The organism is Archangium gephyra (assembly GCF_042230915.1).
GTDB classification, from domain to species: Bacteria; Myxococcota; Myxococcia; order Myxococcales; family Myxococcaceae; genus Archangium; species Archangium gephyra_B.
In genome coordinates this window covers 9,464,772-9,482,637 of record NZ_CP102578.1, presented here as the reverse complement: position 1 = coordinate 9,482,637, position 17,866 = coordinate 9,464,772, and the positions used below count along the sequence as shown (strand labels likewise).

13 protein-coding genes are annotated in these 17,866 nt (G+C 71.7%); 3 read left to right on the top strand and 10 right to left on the bottom strand.

The genetic code is table 11. From position 1 onward, the window contains the following. Positions 1-53: 53 nt before the first annotated feature. From NR798_RS37305 to alaS, 4 genes are all read right to left on the bottom strand, one after another. The gene (locus NR798_RS37305; protein WP_375767318.1) at positions 54-701 is read right to left on the bottom strand and encodes an outer membrane protein; all 648 of its coding nucleotides are present in this window, start codon (positions 699-701) and stop codon (positions 54-56) included. A gap of 164 nt (positions 702-865) precedes the next feature. Continuing rightward, positions 866-3,814 (bottom strand): TIGR02266 family protein, encoded by a 2,949-nt coding sequence (locus NR798_RS37300; RefSeq protein WP_375767317.1) that lies wholly within the window; start codon positions 3,812-3,814, stop codon positions 866-868. A 26-nt stretch (positions 3,815-3,840) separates the two neighbouring features. Continuing rightward, entirely contained in the window at positions 3,841-4,470 is a 630-nt protein-coding gene (locus NR798_RS37295) for a hypothetical protein (RefSeq protein ID WP_375767316.1), read from the bottom strand. Then, positions 4,467-7,169, bottom strand: a complete 2,703-nt coding sequence (alaS, locus tag NR798_RS37290) for an alanine--tRNA ligase (RefSeq protein ID WP_375767315.1) — start codon at positions 7,167-7,169, stop codon at positions 4,467-4,469. The genes NR798_RS37295 and alaS overlap by 4 nt, the downstream gene beginning before the upstream one ends. Positions 7,170-7,241: 72 nt before the next feature. On the opposite strand from alaS, the gene NR798_RS37285 reads away from it, so the two are divergent. Together NR798_RS37285 and NR798_RS37280 are read left to right on the top strand one after the other, a co-directional pair. Then, complete coding sequence (locus NR798_RS37285) at positions 7,242-7,982, top strand: HEAT repeat domain-containing protein (protein ID WP_375767314.1); 741 nt, start codon at positions 7,242-7,244, stop codon at positions 7,980-7,982. Positions 7,983-8,047: 65 nt separating this feature from the next. Further along, complete coding sequence (locus NR798_RS37280) at positions 8,048-8,794, top strand: HEAT repeat domain-containing protein (RefSeq protein WP_375767313.1); 747 nt, start codon at positions 8,048-8,050, stop codon at positions 8,792-8,794. Between the two features lie 71 nt (positions 8,795-8,865). On the opposite strand, the gene NR798_RS37275 is transcribed toward NR798_RS37280, so the two are convergent. Next, on the bottom strand, positions 8,866-9,603 hold the full coding sequence (locus NR798_RS37275) for a site-2 protease family protein (protein WP_375767312.1): 738 nt from the start codon (positions 9,601-9,603) through the stop codon (positions 8,866-8,868). 47 nt (positions 9,604-9,650) lie between these two features. Continuing rightward, positions 9,651-12,602: a helicase C-terminal domain-containing protein gene (locus tag NR798_RS37270; protein ID WP_375767311.1), complete on the bottom strand. Its 2,952-nt coding sequence runs from the start codon at positions 12,600-12,602 to the stop codon at positions 9,651-9,653. Between the two features lie 304 nt (positions 12,603-12,906). Here NR798_RS37270 and NR798_RS37265 point away from each other — a divergent pair, with 304 nt between their 5' ends. Next, entirely contained in the window at positions 12,907-14,481 is a 1,575-nt protein-coding gene (locus tag NR798_RS37265) for a DUF4153 domain-containing protein (protein ID WP_375767310.1), read from the top strand. 72 nt (positions 14,482-14,553) lie between these two features. Here NR798_RS37265 and NR798_RS37260 read toward each other — a convergent pair whose 3' ends face one another. The 4 genes from NR798_RS37260 to NR798_RS37245 all read right to left on the bottom strand — a co-directional run bounded on the left by NR798_RS37260 (position 14,554) and on the right by NR798_RS37245 (position 17,809). After that, a complete protein-coding gene (locus tag NR798_RS37260; RefSeq protein WP_375767309.1) occupies positions 14,554-14,979 on the bottom strand; it encodes a cupredoxin domain-containing protein in 426 nt (141 codons plus the stop codon). Positions 14,980-14,994: 15 nt separating this feature from the next. Further along, entirely contained in the window at positions 14,995-15,924 is a 930-nt protein-coding gene (locus NR798_RS37255) for a hypothetical protein (RefSeq protein ID WP_375767308.1), read from the bottom strand. 367 nt (positions 15,925-16,291) lie between these two features. Then, entirely contained in the window at positions 16,292-16,708 is a 417-nt protein-coding gene (locus NR798_RS37250; RefSeq protein ID WP_375767307.1) for a hypothetical protein, read from the bottom strand. A gap of 45 nt (positions 16,709-16,753) precedes the next feature. Next, positions 16,754-17,809, bottom strand: coding sequence for a diguanylate cyclase (locus NR798_RS37245; protein WP_375767306.1), 1,056 nt, complete (start codon positions 17,807-17,809; stop codon positions 16,754-16,756). Positions 17,810-17,866 lie beyond the last annotated feature (57 nt).

Here is a 17,866-nt window from a genome sequence, read left to right as displayed (position 1 = left end):
CCAGTGGAGGCGCGGCGGGGCTCGGGTTTCACGGAGACCCGGTGCCGCGAGGACTAGAAGCGGCCGCCCACCGTCAGGGCGAAGTTGAGCAGGTTGCCGTCCGCGTTGTCCTCGCCCGGATTCAACGTCACGTTGGCCGCGTCCGCGAACTCGTCACCCGCGAGGATGCGGTACGAGGCGCGCGCGCCGGCGAAGATGTTGTCGGTGAACCGGTAGTCCACGCCCGCCGCGAGCGGCACCTCGGCGAGGATGTCGTTCTGGTAGAGCGCCTCGGCGTCATCGGTGACGTTGAGGTAGCTCACGCCGATGCCAGCGCCCACGTAGGGACGCAGCTTGTCCTGCATCACGAGCGGACCGGCCTTGGCCAGCACGCCCAGGTTGTAGCGGTACAGGGCCTGATTGTCCCCGACGCGGGCATCATCGATGGGGAGCCGCTGCCCCTCGACGCCCGCCTCGAGGCCGATGAGGCGCCAGGGCTGCGCACCCGCCGTGATGCCGAGCAGCGGGCCCGGGGCCGTGCGCGCCCCGAGATCTCCCGTGAGACCACCCACGCCCAGGCGTACGTCGAGGCCCACCTTCGTCTGGTCCGGGTTGAAGTCGAGCCGGTTGCCGACATCCGCAGCGTCGATAGCCGCAAAGGCCGAGCCAGCGGTGCAGAGGGCAACAACCGCGATACCACCCATCCACGAACGGATCTTCATCTCGTCCTCCCATCAAGCACTTCGGATGTCTGCTGGCGGGAATCTGTCCATTCGTCCGGAATGAGAAGGACTGGACTGCGAGCCGACCCGGATGGCCGTGCACGCTCCGGGGAGGGGCCTGGGCGCTCGCTCGGCCTCCTGGTCTCCGGGGAATTACCGGGGCGCTAGCGGCGGCCGAAGAGCTTGCGCAGGCCGGAGAGGAGCCCTCCCGGACGGGCCTCGGGCTCGCCCTCCAGCGGCGAGCGGGCCATGACGGCCTCCAACTCCGCGTCCTCGGGCATGTCCAGGGCGAGGGTGACGGCGTGGCGCTTCACCCCGGGCAGCGTGGCCGCGAGCGAGAGGATGCCGTCCTGCGAGAGGCTGAAGTGCACCTCGGCCTCGCCGGCCCGCTCGATGGAGAAGGCGAGCGTGCCGAGGTACTCGTTCTCCGCGGCCACCGGAGAGGGCCCCTGGAAGAGGGCGAGCGTGAGCGGCCCGGGCGTGACGGGCAGCACGAGCGTCTTCTCCGCGGGCAGCCGGGTGTTGCGCTCGAGGACGCGGCGCAGCGTGCCCCCGCGCTCGGCCACGCCGATGGGGACGGAGAGCACCTCGGAGACGGTGGCGCCGGGCTTGCCCGCGGCGGCATCGAGCAGTCCCTGGCCCAGCAGCGCCGCGCCGAGCGCCACTGAGTGGGTGGCCTCGTGGGGGAACTCCATGTCCGCGCGCACGGGCACCCCCAGGCTCTCCTCCAGCCGGCGGCGCACCAGCGGCGAGCGGCCCTGGCCTCCCAGCAGCAACACCTCGTCGAGCCCCTGCGGCGAGAGCGCGCTGGACTCGAGCACGTGGCGGACGACGAGGGTGATGCGCTGCACGAGGTCCGCGGTGAGGGCCTCCAGGCGCTCGCGGTTGAGCGAGAACGGCGTGGGCGAGCCGGGCAGCGGGAAGGAGACCTCCTCGCGCTCGCTGAGGGCCACCTTGGCGGCCTCGGCGGCGCTGAGCAGGGGGAGCCAGTCGGCGGGGTGCTCGGGGCGGGGGAGGCCCTGGACCTGCAGCTCGCTGGCGAGCGCCTCGGCGATGCGCGCGTCGAAGTCCATGCCGCCCACGGTGGGATCTCCCCCGGTGGTGATGACCTCGAGATCATCCCCGGTGAGCTGGACGACGGACACGTCGAGGCCGCCGCCGCCGAGCTCCACCACGAGCAGGCGCTTGCGGGCGAGTCCCCGCTCATGGCCAAAGGCGAGCGCCGCGGCCGAGGGCGCATTGAGGATGCGCAGCACGTCGAGCCCGGCGAGCGCGCCCGCCTCGCGCATGGCGGCGCGCTGGCGGTCGTCGAAGTGAGCGGGGACGCAGAGGACGGCGCGCGTGGCCTCGTGGCCGAGGAAGGCGGTGGTGGCGGACTTGAGCTCGCGCAGGACGCGGGCGGCGAGCTCGGGCAGGAGATGGCCGCGGCCGTGGAGCTCGATGCTGGCGTCGCCATGAGGGCCGGCGGAGATGGGGAAGGGCAGGGGACCGCCGAGCGCGCGCACCAGGGGCGAGCGGGCGCGCAGGCCGAGGAAGCGGCGGAGCCCGTGGACGGCGTTGCGGGGAGCGCGCTCGGCCTCGGCGCGGGCGGCGGCGCCCACGAGGAGCTGGCCCGAGGCGTCCACGGCGATGAGCGAGGGCAGGGACTTGTCCTCGCCGAGGGGGATGCGCTGGAGCGTGCCCTGGTGGCGGACGGCGACGCGCGCGTGCGAGGTACCGAGGTCGATGCCGAGCACCACCTCTGGGGGAGCGGCCGTCGCGGGCGTGGAGACGGGCACGTCGAGGATGGCGCGCCGGCGGCCCTTGCTCTCGGGCGAGACGGACCGGCGAGGCTCCTCGGCGGGAGGCGGGACCTCGCGGGCGACGGGGGCGGCGGGCGGCTCCACCGGGGCCGGGGTCTCGGCGACGGGCGGCTCTGGCTGCACGGAGACGGCGGGCGTCACCGGCGCGGGAGGCTCGGGCTCCAGGGTGATGCTCTCGGGGGAGAGCAACTCCTCGTCAGGGGCGAGATGATCCAGGACGGCGTTGGCGATGAGGTCCTGGGTCGTGGGCCGCGCGGCAACCGCGGGGACCTCCACGGGCGTGGGCACCCTCGTGGAGGGGAGCGCGGAGGGCGTGGGCTGCGAGACCTTCGCCGCTGCGGGCGCCTCGGGTGGCCGGGGCGTAGCGGGAACCCGCGGCTCAGGGCTGGCCTCGGGCGTCGCTGGTGCAGGTGCCGCGGGGAGGGCGGTGGGAGGAGTCACCGCTTCCGGCGGAGGAGGCGCGGCCGGTTTCGGCGCGGGCGGGTGGGGTGGAGCGGCGGGCGCCGCTGGCTTCGCGGACGCCGGGGGCGCCGTCGGAGCGGGAGCCGGGGTCTTCGGCTCCGGCGCACGGGGTTGGGCCGGCTTGGGAGTGGCCGGGGGAGCCGCCGGGCGCGGAGCGGTGGCCGACCCAGACGGAGTGGGAACTGGCGGTGTGCCGGGGGCGGCCTGCGCCGGCTTGGGAGCGGCGGGCTTCGGCGCGGCCGGCTTGGGAGCAGCGGGTTTCGGCGCGGCCGGCTTGGGCATGGCCTGCTTCGGCGCGCTGGGGGCCGTCTGGGGTGGCGGAGCCGCGGCCTGCTTGCGAAGCGCCTCCGCGGAGATGACCGGCCGCCCGCGCTTCGCCGTCGCGGGTGCTGGCTCCGGGCGCGGAGCGGGCTCCTGCGCGGGCTCCTCGGCGCGAGGGGTCTCGACGACGGGCGGGCTCGCGAGGGGCTCGGGCACCTCGGTGGGGGGCACGGCAATGGCCGCCGCGTCAGCGGAGCGGGTGGTGCCCTCGGAGCCGTGATTGCGGCGGGAGACGATGCGATCGATGAGCGCCTTGCTGTACGCATCGAGCCGCACGAAGCGCACGGTCATCCCGGCGCGCGGGCCCTCGGCCTGGGACTTCACCACCAGGCCCTCGCCGCGCAGCAGGCGCCCGCCATCGGCCAGCACCAGCTCGAAGGCGAGCCCCGTGCCCTCGGGCTTGGGCGAGCGCGTGGCGATGAAGAGTCCCCCGCGCGCGACGTTCGAGCCGTACTTCTCGACGAAGTCGTCCTCCGTCGCGTACGGGAGGCGGATGCGCAGCGGGAGCAGCTTGGGCTCGACCGTCACCGTGCGTCACCGTCTCCCGAAGGGCCTCATTGCAGCGGGATGCGAGCGTCCTCGCCGCTGCTGGTGGGAATCAGGAGGGACAGCCCCGGAGCGATGGCGGCTGGGGGCACCTCGAAGATGAGGTCCATCGAGTCGCGCTGCTCGTTCTCCCAGGTGCGGTCCAGCTTGCGCGTCCCCGCGAGGGTCTGCGCGTCCTGGGCCAGGGGGTACTCCTTGCCCGCGGCGTCCACGAGCCGCGCCGTCGAGAACGGCACGTGCACGGACTTCTGCCCGACGTTCTCCGCGTCGAGCTTCACGCGCAGGAACAGCTCGTCGGTGGTGAGGGACACCTTGCCCGAGCCGCGCAGGGAGTGCAGCGACTCCAGTCCGGTGGGCTGGAGCGCGAGCGTGTCCACCTTGACGGGCTCCTTGGAGGGCAGGGTGTACGTCCTGGCCTTCTCCTGCGCCTGGCCGGCGGCGAGGCCCGCCAGGCGTGCGTTGGGATCCGTCTCGTCGGGCGAGGCGGAGGGCGCCCCACCCTGGTTCACGCGGTCCACCTCCTGGCGCAGCTTGTCCAGGGTGCGGTCATCGGTGCCAGCGGGCTCCTCCTTCTTGCAGCCCCCGAGGAGGGCCGCCGCGCAGAGGAGCACCGCGAGTCCTCGGGTGCCCGGGCTCATGACAGGCTCGTCCCCTTCACCAGCTCGTAGAACTTGTCGAAGGCGTTGGAGATGCGCGAGGGATCCTCGCCACCGCCCTGGGCCAGGTCCGGCTTGCCACCGCCGCGGCCGTTGACCTCCTTGGCCATCTCCTTGAGCAGGTTGCCCGCGTGGATGCCCTTGGCCACCACGTCCTTGGTCGCCGCCACCAGCAGGACGACCTTGCCGTCCTTCTCGCCGCCGATGACGATCACGCCGGACTTGATGCGATCTCTCAGCTGGTCCGCCAGCCCGCGGAACACGTTCGGGTCCGCCGGGTCCATCCGCGTGGCGAGCACCTTCATGCCGTTGATGTCACGCGCCTGCTCGAGCAGATCCTTGCTGGAGCCGGCCTGCGCCTTGACGGCCACCTCCTCGATCTTCCGCTCCAGGTCCTTCACGCGCTTCTGCGTGGACTCCACGCGCTTGACCAGGTCCTTGGGCGAGGTCTTCAGCAGCTCGGCCGCCTTCTTCAGCTCGCGCTCTGTCTCTCGCACGTACTGGAGCGCGCCCACGCCGGTGACGGCGGTGATGCGCCGCACGCCCGAGGCCACGCCGCTCTCGCTCACCAGCTTGAAGAGGCCGATGTCCCCGCTGCGCCGCACGTGGGTGCCGCCGCACAGCTCGGTGGACTGCGGGTGCACGGTGACGACGCGGACGGTCTCGCCGTACTTCTCGCCGAACATGGCGACGGCGCCGGACTTCTTCGCGTCCTCCAGGTTCATCACGCGCGTCTGGGCCTCGGCGTTCTCGCGGATCCACCCGTTGACCAGGTCTTCCACCTGGTCCTGCTGCTCGGGCGTCATGGGCGAGAAGTGCGAGAAGTCGAAGCGCAGGTAGTCCGGCGCCACCACGGAGCCGGCCTGCTTGACGTGCTCGCCGAGCACCATCTTGAGCGCCTTGTGCAGCAGGTGCGTGGCCGAGTGGTTGGCACGGATGGACGAGCGCCGCTCGCCGTCCACGCCCGCCTGCACCATGTCACCCACCTTGAAGGTGCCCTCGGTCACCTTCACCTGGTGGATGATGAGGCCCTGCACCGGACGCTGCGCGTCCAGCACCTGCGCCTTGGCCTTGCCGCCGTGGCCCACGATGCGGCCCGTGTCGCCCATCTGGCCGCCGGACTCGCCGTAGAAGGGCGTGCGGTCCAGCACCAGCTCCACCTCGTCACCCGCCTTGGCCTCGGTCAGCTCGACGCCGCCCTTGTTGATGATGGCGCGCACGGAGCCCTCGCCCTCGTGGCCCACGCCCTCGTAGCCGAGGAACTGGGTGGGGCCCAGGCGCTCGAGCAGCTGGAGGTGCACCGTGGCGATGGCCTTGTCCTTGCTGATGCCGCCCTCGTCCGTGCCCTTCTCGGCCTCCTCCTTCTTGAGCTTCTCGTAGCCCTGGATGTCGGCCTCGAAGCCGCGCTCCTTGAGGATGATCTCCGTCAAGTCCCACGGGAAGCCGTAGGTGCCGTGCAGCTCCCAGACCTTCTCGCCCGAGAGGATCTTCCCCCCGGACTGCTTCATCCGGGACACCTCCTCGTCGATGAGCTTCATGCCGCGGTTGAGCGTGCGCCGGAAGCTCTCCTCCTCGTGCTTGCAGACCTCGAGGATGAAGGTGCGGCCCTCGCGCAGCTCGGAATAGGCGTCGCCCATGAGCTCGATGACGCGGTCCACGACCTTGAAGAAGAACAGCTCGTCGAGCCCCATCAGCGAGCCGTGGCGGATGGCGCGGCGCATGATGCGGCGCAGGACGTAGCCGCGGCCCTCGTTGGAGGGCTGCACGCCGTCGGCGATGAGGAACGCGGCCGCGCGGCTGTGGTCCGCCACCACGCGCATGGAGGCTCCGCCCTCCTGGCTATAGGGCTTGCCCACCAGCTCGCTCACCCGGCCGATGATGGCCTGGAAGAGGTCCGTCTCGTAGTTGGAGCGCTTGCCCTGCACGACCGAGGCGATGCGCTCCAGGCCCGCGCCCGTGTCGATGGACGGCTTGGGCAGCGGAATGAGCGGCGCGTCCTTCTCCTTGCGCTCGAACTGCATGAACACGAGGTTCCAGATCTCCAGCCACCGGTCGCAGTCACACGCCACGCCCTTGCACTGGCGGCCCGCGGCCACCTCGGAGCAGGGGATGTCGTCACCCTGGTGGTAGTGGATTTCCGAGCAGGGGCCGCACGGGCCGGTGTCGCCCATAGCCCAGAAGTTGTCCTTGAGGCCCAGCTTGAGGATGCGCTCGCGCGAGACGCCCTGCTTGGCCCACAGCTCGAAGGCCTCCTCGTCCCAGGGGATGCCGCCCTCGCCGTTGAACACGGTGACGGCCAGCCGCGCCTTGTCCAGCCCGAGCGTCTTCGTCACGAACTCCCAGCCGTACGCGATGGCGTCGGCCTTGAAGTAGTCGCCGAAGGAGAAGTTGCCGAGCATCTCGAAGAACGTGTGGTGCCGGGCCGTGTAGCCCACGTTGTCGAGGTCGTTGTGCTTGCCGCCGGCGCGCACGCACTTCTGCGAGGTGGTGGCGCGGGTGTACTCGCGCTTCTCACGCCCCGTGAAGACGTCCTTGAACTGGACCATGCCCGCGTTGGTGAACAGCAGGGTGGGGTCGTTCTGCGGCACGAGCGAGGACGACGCGACGCGGCGATGGCCGCGCTCTTCGAAGAACTTGAGGAACGCCTCTCGAATCTGGGAAGCGGATAGGGCAGAGGACATGGTGAGGGTATATGCCACAAGTGGTGGGTGCGCTGCGTTTCTTGTGGACCGAGCTAGGATCCACCTCCTGACATGCGCTCCCCATCCCACCTTGTCACCCTCCTGCTGCTCGTCTGCCCGGCGACAGTCCTGGCACAAACCAGCCCTGAGACGGCCTCGCTCGCCCGGCGGCTGAAGGAGGGGGCCGAGCCCGCTCACCGCGTCCAGGCGGCCGGGGTCCTGGGGGAGTCGGAGGACCCGGAGGCGCTCGGGCCCCTGTGCGCGGGGCTGGAGGATCCGAGTGGGGAGGTGCGGGCGGCGGCGGCCGGGGCGCTGGAGAAGCTGGGGGAGCTGGGGGGGGTGGAGTGCCTGGAGGCCCGGAAGGACGAGCCGGACGCGGCGGCGCGGGCGGCCCGGGACTCGGCGCTGAAGAGCCTGCGCGCGCTGAAGGCCCGGGCGCCGAAGTTCTACGTGCTGCTCGCCGAGGTGAAGGACACGACGGGGAAGCTGCCGCCGGAGCTGGTGAAGGCCACCGAGGCGAGGATGCGGCGCAAGCTGATGCAGCTGGGGGCGTGGCTGGCCCCGGAGAAGGAGGGCGAGGCGGCGGCGAAGGCGGTGCTGCGCAAGCACAAACTTCAGGGCTACCGGCTGGTGGCGGAGATCCGCCCCGGGCCCTCGGAGGGGTTGACGCTGTCGGTGATGTGGCTGCGCTACCCGGGCAAGCAGCAACTGCTGGGGAGCGCGCAGGTCGAGGCGTCGGGGGGCGAACCCTACGAGCTGCTCGCGGCCCTGGCGCCGCAAGCCGTCGAGGAGGCCACGGACTCGTTCAAGTAGAAATGGCGCACACCCCTGGTGCGCTGCGTTTCGCGCGCACCGGACGCTAGGATTCGGTTCCCCGCATGCGGCGCTCGCTCCTGCTCCTCGTTCTGTTCCTGCTCACCCTTCCTGGGGCCGTGGTGGCCCAGGTGGATTCCCGGACGGCCTCGCTGAGCAAACAGCTCGGACAGGGGCAGGAGCCGCGTGCGCGCTCCCAGGCGGCACAGGGGCTGGGGTCCTCGGATGACCCCGAGGCGGTGAAGCCGCTGTGCGCGGGGCTGAAGGATCCGAGCGAGCAGGTGCGAGCGGCGGTGGCCCAGGCGTTGGGGAAGCTGAAGGAGGTGGCCGGGCTGGAGTGCCTGAAGGCGCGCAAGGGCGAGACGGACGCGGCGGCGCAGGCGGCCATCAAGGCGTCCATCCAGACGCTGCAGGAGCTGAAGGGCCAGACGCCGCGGGTGTACGTGCACTTCGTGGGAGTGAAGGACAAGACGGGCGAGCTGAAGCCGGAGGTGGTGAAGTTCGCCGAGGCGCGGATGAAGCGGAAGCTGACGCAGATGGGGGCGCAACTGGCGCCGGCGAAGGAGAGCAAGGCGGCGGCGCAGGGGGTGCTGCGCAAGCACGGCATCCACGGCTTCCGGGTGCAGGCGGAGATCCACGCCACGGAGTCGGGAGGGCTGCTGGTGCGGATGGTGTGCATCGGCTACCCGGACCAGGCGCTGCTGGGAGACGTGGAGGTGCAGGCGTCGGGAGCCAAGCCCGAGGACCTGCTCAAGGTGCTGGCCCCCCGCATCGTCGAGGAGGCCGCGGACACGTTCGAGTGGGACACGTGAGGCCCTGAGTCCTTGGGATGCTCCGGTGCTGCGACGCGCTGGGGCCGCGGGGCTCGCAGCTCGATATGCGGTCAGGGCTCGGCGGCGGACCCGATGAGCCGTTTGGCTTCGCGGAACATGGCGCCGAGCCCAGGCTCCCTCGAGTACGGGCGGGCGAGGCCCTCGTAGAGGCCGTAGCCCCATCCCAGGAACAGCATGAGCACCAGCAGGGTGCCCCAGGCGGGGACGGCGTCGCTCCGAATCTGGGGCTTGAAAATCCCCCGCCAGAGCTCGCGCAGCATCAGGTAGCCGGTGAGCGGAGGCAGCGGGAGCAGGTTGAGGGCGGCGAGCTTCGCCGAGAGCATGCCGAGCGCCGGCCAGAAGCCCTCGGTCCTCAGCAGCGCGAAGAATGCGGTCACCCGCTCCCGCGCGAGGAAGACGTTGACCACCTGCTCGAACCCCGAGGTGAACGCCGCGAGGCCGCGCTCGGGCGAGAGGCACACCACGGCGAGCAGGAGCATGCCGGCGACCGTGCTGAGGTGGACGATGAGCCGGAGCGGCAGGGGGAGCTGCAGGAAGCTGTTGTTGTCCGAGCCATCCCTGCGGATGCCGAGCGCCTCGAAGGTGACGCTCGTGCCGATGTTGAGGAGGCCGAAGCTCCACTTGACGCCCCGGATGCGGAGGAAGAACAGCGGGGGGCCGAGATGGAAGCGGACCTCCGAGAACGAGGCGCCCACGGCCCAACACACGAGGGCCATCACCACGCCCGAGACGAGGGAGATGACGGTAGCCAGGAGCCACAACCACGCGAGTGCCATCCAGGGAGCCATGGGGCGACTTTCGGCCATCCCCGTGCGCGAGGAAAGCCCCCCTGGCCTCACGCCCGGCGGATGAGCCCCATCTCCTCGATGGCGGAGTAGAGGCGCACGCGGGCCTCGGACCAGGGGAGCAGCTCCACGCGGTAGCCGGCGAGCGCGTCCAGCAGGAGCTGCCGGTAGCTGGGGTGGCCCGGGTCCGCGATGACGACCACGCCCCGGTCCGCATGGGAGCGGATGAGCCGGCCCACGCCCTGACGCAGCATCAGCAGGGCCCGGGGCATGCGGTAGTGGAGGAAGCCCAGGTGCGTGTTGCCTCCGCGGGCGAGCGGCTCCTCGCGCGCGGCCACCAGCGGGCGGCTGGCGGGCTCCAGCGGCAGCTTGTCGATGAAGACGCACCCCACGCCCCGGCCGGGGATGTCCACGCCCTGCCAGAAGCTCTTCGTGCCCAGCAGTACCGTGCCGGTGTCCTTCTCCTGCCGCGCCGCCAGCGAGCGCCCGTGGCCGCGCGACTGCCGCATCACCTCGATGCCCTGCGGCTCCAGCTTCGCCTTCACCAGGTCCCCCACGCGCTCCATCCGCCGCGTGGAGGCGAACAGCCCCAGCACCCGCCCGCCCATCACCTGGGCCAGCCCGGACACACGCGTCGCGGCCCAGTCGATGAAGGGCTCCTCGTGCGCGCGCGGCGCGTCCATCACCAGGATGACCAGGGCCTGCTTGCGCAGATCGAAGGGCGTGGGGGCGCGCAGCAGCCGGGGCGCCGGAATCCCCTCGTTGCGCCCGTCCAGTCCCAGCCGTCCGAGCACGTAGGGCATCCGCTCGGTGCCCGTGCTCAGCGTGGCCGAGGTCAGCACCAGCGCCCGCTTGTGCTGCGCGAAGTCCCGGGACACGTAGGGCGCCACGTTCAGCGGCTGCGCGCTCAGGGTCCAGCGCTGCTTGCGGGGCACCGCCGTGGCCGCGTAGCACCGGCCCTCGGCCGGCTCATCGGACAGCTCCGAGGCCAGCGTGGTCAGCTCCAACACCTCCGACACGCCGCCCGCCAGCTCGCGCTCCAGCGGCGGCATCTTCACCGCCAGGTCCGGCAATATCTCCTGCAGGCCCACCGTGAGCAGCTTGTGCAGGCCCTGGAGGCACTCGCGCAGCTCCAGCAGTCCCTCGCGCACGGGCTCCCAGCCGGGCGAGGCCCGCACCTCGGAGGTGATGCGCAGCTCCGGCGCGTAGGCGGACTCGTCCGCGTCCTCGGAGGCGCTCGCCGCGGCCGGCTCGCACAGCGCCATCACCCGCTCGCCCAGGCCGCGCGCGGCCGAGCCCACCGAGAGCAGGGCGCTGTCGATCTCACTCATCAGCACGCGGGCCTCGGCGCGCCGCGAGGCGAAGAGGGCCCGCCGCAGCTCGGCGAAGAGTCCGCGCCGCCCGTCGCGCCCGTGCAGCCGCTCGGCGAGCCGGCTGAAGGCCATGTCCGACAGCTCCGAGGAGAGCGCGGTGGTGGCCACGTCCTCCACCTCGTGGGCCTCGTCCAGGACGAGGTGCTCCAGCTTGGGGTAGCGGGCGGGCCAGGCGAAGGCGAGGGACTGGTTGATGACGAGCACGTCCGCGTCGCGCGCCTGGGCCACCGCCGAGTGGTAGTAGCAGCGGTGGAAGTGGGGGCAGCGCTCGCCGAGCGTGGTGGCGGCCTCCGAGCGCACGGCCGGGGCGAGCGCGTGCAGCACGGGGAAGCGCTCGCGGAACCAGTGGCTCAGCCTGTCGAGGTCTCCATCGGGGCCGCGGCGCATGAGGGCGCGCAGGTAGGCGCGAGGGGCGCGAGCGGCGTGGCCCATGCCGGGCTCCACGCGGGTGACGTCCAGGGCGCGGCGGCGGCAGAGGTAGTTCGTCTGGCCCTTGAGGAGCGTGTACGAGAAGGCGCCGCCGGTGGCGCGGTGCAGGCGGGGCAGGTCCTTCTCGATGAGCTGGTCCTGCAGCGTCTTGGTATGCGGAGCCACGCCCACCTTGCGTCCGTTGCGCGCGGCGAAGAGGGCGGCGGGGGCGAGGTACGCGAGCGACTTGCCCGTGCCCGTGCCGGCCTCCACCGCGAGCTGCCCGCCGTCGGACAGCGTCCGGGCCACGGCCTGGGCCATTTCGAGCTGCGCGGGGCGGGCGGCGAAGCCCTCCTGGGCGCGCTCCAGGGCGCCCCCGGGACCGAGCAGCGCGGACACCTCCTCGGAGCGGACGGGCAGCACCGGGGTGCTCTCGTCGGGCTGCTCGGGAGGCGGCTTCGTGCCGTTGGTCCGCTGGCGCTCGGCGCGTCCAGGGAGGAAGCCCGTGGCCTCCAGTTTCAACGGAGCGGGCCGGGCCCGGCACAGGTTCCACAGGCCGGTGAGCAGCGACACGAGGGGCGCCGCCTCCGGGTCGAGGTCTCCGTCCAGCTCCAGCCCGGCCTCACCGGCCTCGATCTGCGCCAGCCGCAGCGCGGCGCGCGGGTCCAGCGTCTCCAGCAGGTCGGCGAGGTCCTCGGCACGGCCGTCGCGGATGCAGCCCTCCAGTGCGTGCAGCAGCACGGCGTGCGTGGCCTCGCAGTCCGTCATGGCGCGGTGGCGGGCACGAGGCCCCTTGCCGGCCCAGCGCAGCAGGGACTCCAGCGAGTGGCTGGACAGCTCCGGGTGCAGGTAGTGCATCAGCTCGCACGAGTCGAGCACCGGGGCGCGGATGGGGCCGAGCAGGTCCGGGAGGAAGCCCTTCTCGAAGGAGGCGTTGTGGGCCACCACGGTCCAGCCGGCGAGCTTCTGGCGCAGCTCGGGGACCTTCTCGGCGAGCCGGGGCTGGCCGGCGAGCATCGCGTCCTCGATGCCCGTGAGCCGGCGGATGGTGAGGGGCAGGGGGCGCGAGGCGGCGAAGAAGTGGACGTAGCGGTCCACCACCCGGCCGTTCTCGATGAAGAGGGCCCCGAGCTCGATGACCTCGTCGGCGCGCGGATCCAACCCCGTTGTCTCGAGGTCGAGGAATACGTGTCGGGTGAAGAGTTCCGCCGCGCCGCCCATGGGGAGAAGAGGGGCAAGCCTACCCGTCTTCGGGCGTCATGCCGAGAAACCGGGCGTCCGGGGTCCGATGGAAGCGCACCGTCCACTCGCGGACTTCACGCGGGGATGCAGTGCGGTTCACCGGCCGCAGCCGTGGCGCTCCGGACACGGGCGGGTGAACGGAGTGGGAGGGCGGTCCATGCACGGAGACGGGCCGCGACCGCTCGGCGCCGCGAACCGACCGTTCGGCGCGCGGGTGCTCGCCGGAGCCGCAGCTGGGCCCAACCTTGCACAACACCGCGCGAACTCGCTCTCGGAGTCCCGTATGTCGACCGCCGCCACTGGTTTCCCGACCGATACCGATGATGTTGCCTCGGCCCCCGCCGTCCCGCGTCTGCGCCGGCCCGTCGCGACGTTGCTCTCGGCGCTCGGCCTGGGCGTCTGCGCCGAGGTGCTCTTCGATGGGCCCGCGCTCGGCGTCTCCTTCCCGCTCTTCGTCGTGCTGTTGCTCGCGGCGCTGCTCGGCCTGGGCGGGCGCGAGGGGTGGCAGCGGGCCCGTCCCAACGCGTGGCTGCTCGTGCCGCTGCTGTTCTTCTCCGGGATGGTGTTCGTGCGCGCCAGCCCGTTCCTCACGACGCTCAACGTGTTCGCCTCGGGCTTCCTGCTGCTGCTGGTGACGCACTTCTGGGCGGCGGGCCGCGTGGAGCGGCTCGGGCTGTGGAGCTACCCGTTCACCGCGCTCGGCGCCTTCTTCCACGCCGTGCTGCTGCCTCCGGGGGTGGTGCGCTCGGAGGTGGACCTGTCCGCGGCCCGCAGGCAGGTGCCGAAGCTGATGCCGGTGGTGCGGGGCGCGCTGCTCGCCGTGCCCGTGCTGTTCATCTTCACCGCGCTGCTCGTCTCGGCGGACGCTGTCTTCGAGGACGCGGTGGCGCGGGTGCTGTCCTTGAGCCCGGGCCTGACGTTCCTGGACACGGTGGGGCGGTTGGTGTTCGTGGGCCTCAGCGCGTTCGGGGTGCTCGGGCTGCTGGCCCACGCGCAGCGGCGGCGCCGCAACGGCGCGGAGGCGGGTGACACGGAGGTGGTCCCGGCCGAGGCCCGCCTGGGCTTCACCGAGAGCCTCACGCTGGTGGGGCTGGTGGACCTGCTCTTCCTGGGCTTCGCGGCCATCCAGCTCGCCTTCCTCTTCGGCGCGGCGCAGCTGCCCGCGCGGTTCATGAGCTACTCCGAGTACGCCCGGCGCGGTTTCTTCGAGCTGCTCGCGGTGTCGGTGATGACGCTGGGGCTCAGCCTGGCGCTGGCGCGCTGGACGCGGCTGCGGAGCGAGGGGCAGGTCACCGCCTTCCGGGTGGCGTGCTCGGTGATGGTGGGGTTGGTGCTGGTTATCCTCGCCTCGGCGATGAAGCGCATGGCGCTCTACGAGTCCGCCTACGGCTACACGCACCTGCGCGTGTACACGCACGTCTTCATGGTGGCGCTGGCCGGGGTGCTCGTGTGGCGCGCGGTGACGCTGTGGTGGCGTCCGGAGCGCTTCGCCATCGGGGCCTTCGTGGGGGCGCTCGGCTTCCTCGCCGCGCTGAACGTGCTCAACCCCGATGCCTTCATCGCGCGGGGCAACCTGGCGCGGGCCGCGGAAGGCTACGTGCTGGACGAGGGGTACATGGTGTCCCTGTCCGAGGACGCGGCGCCGGAGCTGGCCGCGTACCTGGCGCAGCCGCCGGGCGGTGTGTTTGCGCGCAATGCCCCGGACATGTTCTGCCGGTTCACCGAGCCGATGCCGGGTGGCTGGCCGGCCTTCCACCTCGCGCGTCACCGGGCCGCGAAGTGGGCCCGCCCGCTCCAGTGCCCGGTCCCGCTGCCCGCGGCCGTGGATATGGAGGACTCCATGGAGAGGGTGGACTGATACACGAAGGGGGCCTCCACACCGCGCGGGTGTGGCCGGCCCCCTGGGCAAGGCGGAAGTGGAGCGGTGGGCTCACTCCACCATGAACACGCCGCTGATCATCTTCCCCATGGCGCAGCCGTAGACGAGCTTGCCCGTCTTGGTGGGGGTGAAGGCCACCTCCACCGGCTTGTTGAGGGGCAGCGGGGTGTTGATGTTGTAGTCCTCGAGGACGATCTCCGTCGCGCAGGTGTGATCCGTGGTCCGGGTCAGCACGAGCTTCACGGGCTCGCCCTGCTTGAGGGTGACGGGGCTCGGCTCGTAGCCCTTGTCGGTGACGGAGAGCGCGATGGTGCGCGGCTCACCGGGCTTCGCCGCGGGCTGAGCGGCAGCGGCGGTGGGCGCCGGGGCGGAGGGCTCCGCCGGCTTCGAGTCCTTCGTGCAGCCCTGGGCGCCCAGGACGGCCGCGGCGAGGGTGAGGGCCAGCAGCGGCTTGATGATCTTGGAGAAGAAGGGCATCGGCGGTCCTCGCGGCTAGTCGTTGTCGCCGGCCTCGTCGCCGGGGGTCTCGGTGTCCGTGGTGTCGTCGTCCGCGGCCTCCTCGGCCGAGAAGCGCACCAGGGCATGCAGGGGGATGAACACCTCGTGTCCGTCCTCGCCGACGATGAGGTCGAAGCGCCCCACCACGCGCAGGCGCATGGACAGCTGGATGCCATTGCGCAGCGTGAGGTGGACGAGCTGGCCCTGGTGGGGGAGGAAGGGGCGGGGATCCGAGAAGGGGCGCTTGTCGGGCTGGCGCGCGACATTGGCGGGCTTCTGGGCCAGCTTCTGGTCGCGGTCGAGCTGGGGCGTGAGCTGCTCCCAGTCCGAGCGGCGGGTGACCATGACGACCTGGAGCTTCTCCAGCCGGCCGCTGCGGCCGAGCACGAAGGAGATGGGCTCCACGGCCGAGATGGTGTCGAGCACGGTGCGCTCGCCCAGCACGACGGCCAGCTCCGTCTTGGACTCCAGCAGGCCGTTGATGAAGACGCTCACCGAGGAGTCATCCACCTCGCCGCGAGCCTGCTTCACGGCGGCCTTGCGCTGGGTGCGCTCCTTGCGCGCCAGGAAGTCGGCCACGCTCAGGCCGCTCTGCAGCACACCGAAGCCGTCGGGGAGCGACAGGCCGGGGTTCTGGCTCATCAGCGCGTACACCTGGTCGAAGCGCTTGGCCTCCTCGGCGTGCAGCTTGCGCCAGATGCGGCACTTCATCTTGCCCTCGAGCTCACCCTTGGCGATGCGCGCGGGCACATGCTCCTTGGTGGCGAGCGCGAGGATCTGCTCGGGCGTGGGAGGGGGCCGGGGCGTCCGGGGACGGCCGAAGCCACCCCCGGGGCGCGAGCCCATCGGTCCCGCGCCGGGCGCACGGCCCATCGAGGACGCGGGCCGGGGCGAGGTGGGGGAGGGGATGGGCCGGGGCGCCACGGGAGCCGTTGCCGCCGGGGCCTCGGAGGTCCCAGACGGCGCGGGTGTGGGCATTGGCGCCGGAGCTGTCGTCACGGGGGCCGTCGGCGCCGGGGCTGTCGGCGCCGGAGCCGTCGGGGTGGGCCGCGGCGCGGGCCGGGGCGTCACGGAGACGGCCGGGCCCGGCGCGGACGGGGTGGGGGTCGGCCGCGGCGTAGGTGTGGGCCGGGGCGAGACGGAGCTGGTGGGCGTCGGGCTCGGCGCCGCGGTGCCGGGAGAGCTGGCAGGGCGCCGGATGACCTCGACTGCGGGGGCAATCCGCCGTGTCTTCCGATCGTTCACGTTCGTAGGCTACCTGAAGCGCGAGCGGCCTGGGGGAGGCCTGTTCTCACGGCTGCTGGAGGGACTTCGTCAGGTCAATCTTCCATCCAGATGGTTCACGGACCATCCGAACCTGGCTCTTTACATTCGAGGAAACCACCTCCACCTCCGCCACGTCCCCTTCCTCGCTCAATACCGAGACCCCCGTAACATCGGGGGGGGGAGGAACATTCGCGAAGAAGAAGGCTACTGGATCCGCCTTCACCGCGCCTCCGGAGGCCTTGGCAGCGGCCTCGGCCCGGGCCTTGAGTGCTTCCTGGCTGGGCTGGGAGAGGACGGACCAGGCCGTCTTCTCATCGCCCCGCCGCAGGGCCTCGAGGAAGGCCTGGTAGGCCTTGTCGGGCGTCGTGGTGCTGGGTCGGTTGCAACCACCGAGGGCCAGCATGGCCAGCAGGAGGAGCGGCATCGCGGGCAGCAGGCGCATGACCCGTCATCTAGGCCAAACCGCCCCGCTCGCCAAGGGGCAGCATCACCCTTGGGATTCATCCTGGTACTGGCGGACGCAATTCCGGCCCGCCGCCTTGGCCTCGTAGAGGCAGACGTCGGCCACGCGCAGCAGCTCCTCCATCACCGGCAGGGCCTTGGACGGCACACTGGCCACGCCCAGGGAGGCCGTGCACCGCACCATCTGGCGCGACCCGTCCTGGGCGCGGAACTCCAGCTGGAGGGAGGCGATGGCCTCTCGCACCCGCTCGCACGCCCCGAGCGCATCCTTGGGGCCCGTCTCCGGCAGCAGGGCGATCATCTCCTCACCGCCGTAGCGCGCCACGAAGTCCACCTCGCGCAGCTTGCCCTTGATGGTGCGGGCCACCTGGCGCAGCACCTCGTCCCCGAAGGGGTGCCCGTAGGTGTCGTTGAGCTTCTTGAAGTGGTCGATGTCCATCATCACCAGCGACAAGGGCGAGCGGTAGCGCGTGGAGCGGACGAACTCCTCGGTGAGCCGCTCCTCGAAGTAGCGGCGGTTGTAGAGGCCGGTGAGCGCGTCGACGCGGGTGAGGGCCAGCAGCTCCTCGCGCTTCTGGGCCAGCTCCTTGTTGGCCCGGTCCAGCTCGCGGTTCTTCTCCACCACCGCGTCCTGTAGGGCCTTGAGGCGCAGCATGGACTTCACCCGCGCGGACAGCTCCAGCATGTCGAAGGGCTTGACCAGGTAGTCATCCGCGCCCAGCTCCAGGCCCTCCACCTTGCCCGCCGCCTGCCGCGCCGTCACCAGGATGACGGGGATGAAGCCGAAGCCGCCCTCGCCCCCGTTGGCCTTGATGATGCGGCACACCTCCACCCCGCCCATCCGCGGCATCTCCACGTCCATGATGATGAGGTCAGGCCTCACCTCGCGCAGCGAGCGCAGCGCCTCGGTGCCGTCATGGGCCTCGCGGAAGCGGTAGCCATGCGCGGCCAGGCCCTCGCGCACGTGCTGGATGTTGGCCGGGTCGTCGTCGACGAGCAGGATGGTGCGGTCCGCCAGCGCCGGGGTGGAGATGGTCCGGCGGGCCATCTCTCCCATCTTCTTGATCGAACCGTCCGCCATGTCGCTGCCTGCACCCCGCTGCACCCTCGACTTCCGGGGCCGTCTGATTCTTCCCCG

Bases quoted from the DNA above. Each gene is read 5' to 3' on its own strand.
- NR798_RS37265 (WP_375767310.1), top strand. From the start codon at position 12,907: ATGTCGACCGCCGCCACTGGTTTCCCGACCGATACCGATGATGTTGCC.
- NR798_RS37270 (WP_375767311.1), bottom strand. From the start codon at position 12,602: ATGGGCGGCGCGGCGGAACTCTTCACCCGACACGTATTCCTCGACCTC.
- alaS (WP_375767315.1), bottom strand. From the start codon at position 7,169: ATGTCCTCTGCCCTATCCGCTTCCCAGATTCGAGAGGCGTTCCTCAAG.
- NR798_RS37295 (WP_375767316.1), bottom strand. From the start codon at position 4,470: ATGAGCCCGGGCACCCGAGGACTCGCGGTGCTCCTCTGCGCGGCGGCC.
- NR798_RS37285 (WP_375767314.1), top strand. From the start codon at position 7,242: ATGCGCTCCCCATCCCACCTTGTCACCCTCCTGCTGCTCGTCTGCCCG.
- NR798_RS37250 (WP_375767307.1), bottom strand. From the start codon at position 16,708: ATGCGCCTGCTGCCCGCGATGCCGCTCCTCCTGCTGGCCATGCTGGCC.
- NR798_RS37275 (WP_375767312.1), bottom strand. From the start codon at position 9,603: ATGGCTCCCTGGATGGCACTCGCGTGGTTGTGGCTCCTGGCTACCGTC.
- NR798_RS37305 (WP_375767318.1), bottom strand. From the start codon at position 701: ATGAAGATCCGTTCGTGGATGGGTGGTATCGCGGTTGTTGCCCTCTGC.
- NR798_RS37260 (WP_375767309.1), bottom strand. From the start codon at position 14,979: ATGCCCTTCTTCTCCAAGATCATCAAGCCGCTGCTGGCCCTCACCCTC.
- NR798_RS37245 (WP_375767306.1), bottom strand. From the start codon at position 17,809: ATGGCGGACGGTTCGATCAAGAAGATGGGAGAGATGGCCCGCCGGACC.
- NR798_RS37280 (WP_375767313.1), top strand. From the start codon at position 8,048: ATGCGGCGCTCGCTCCTGCTCCTCGTTCTGTTCCTGCTCACCCTTCCT.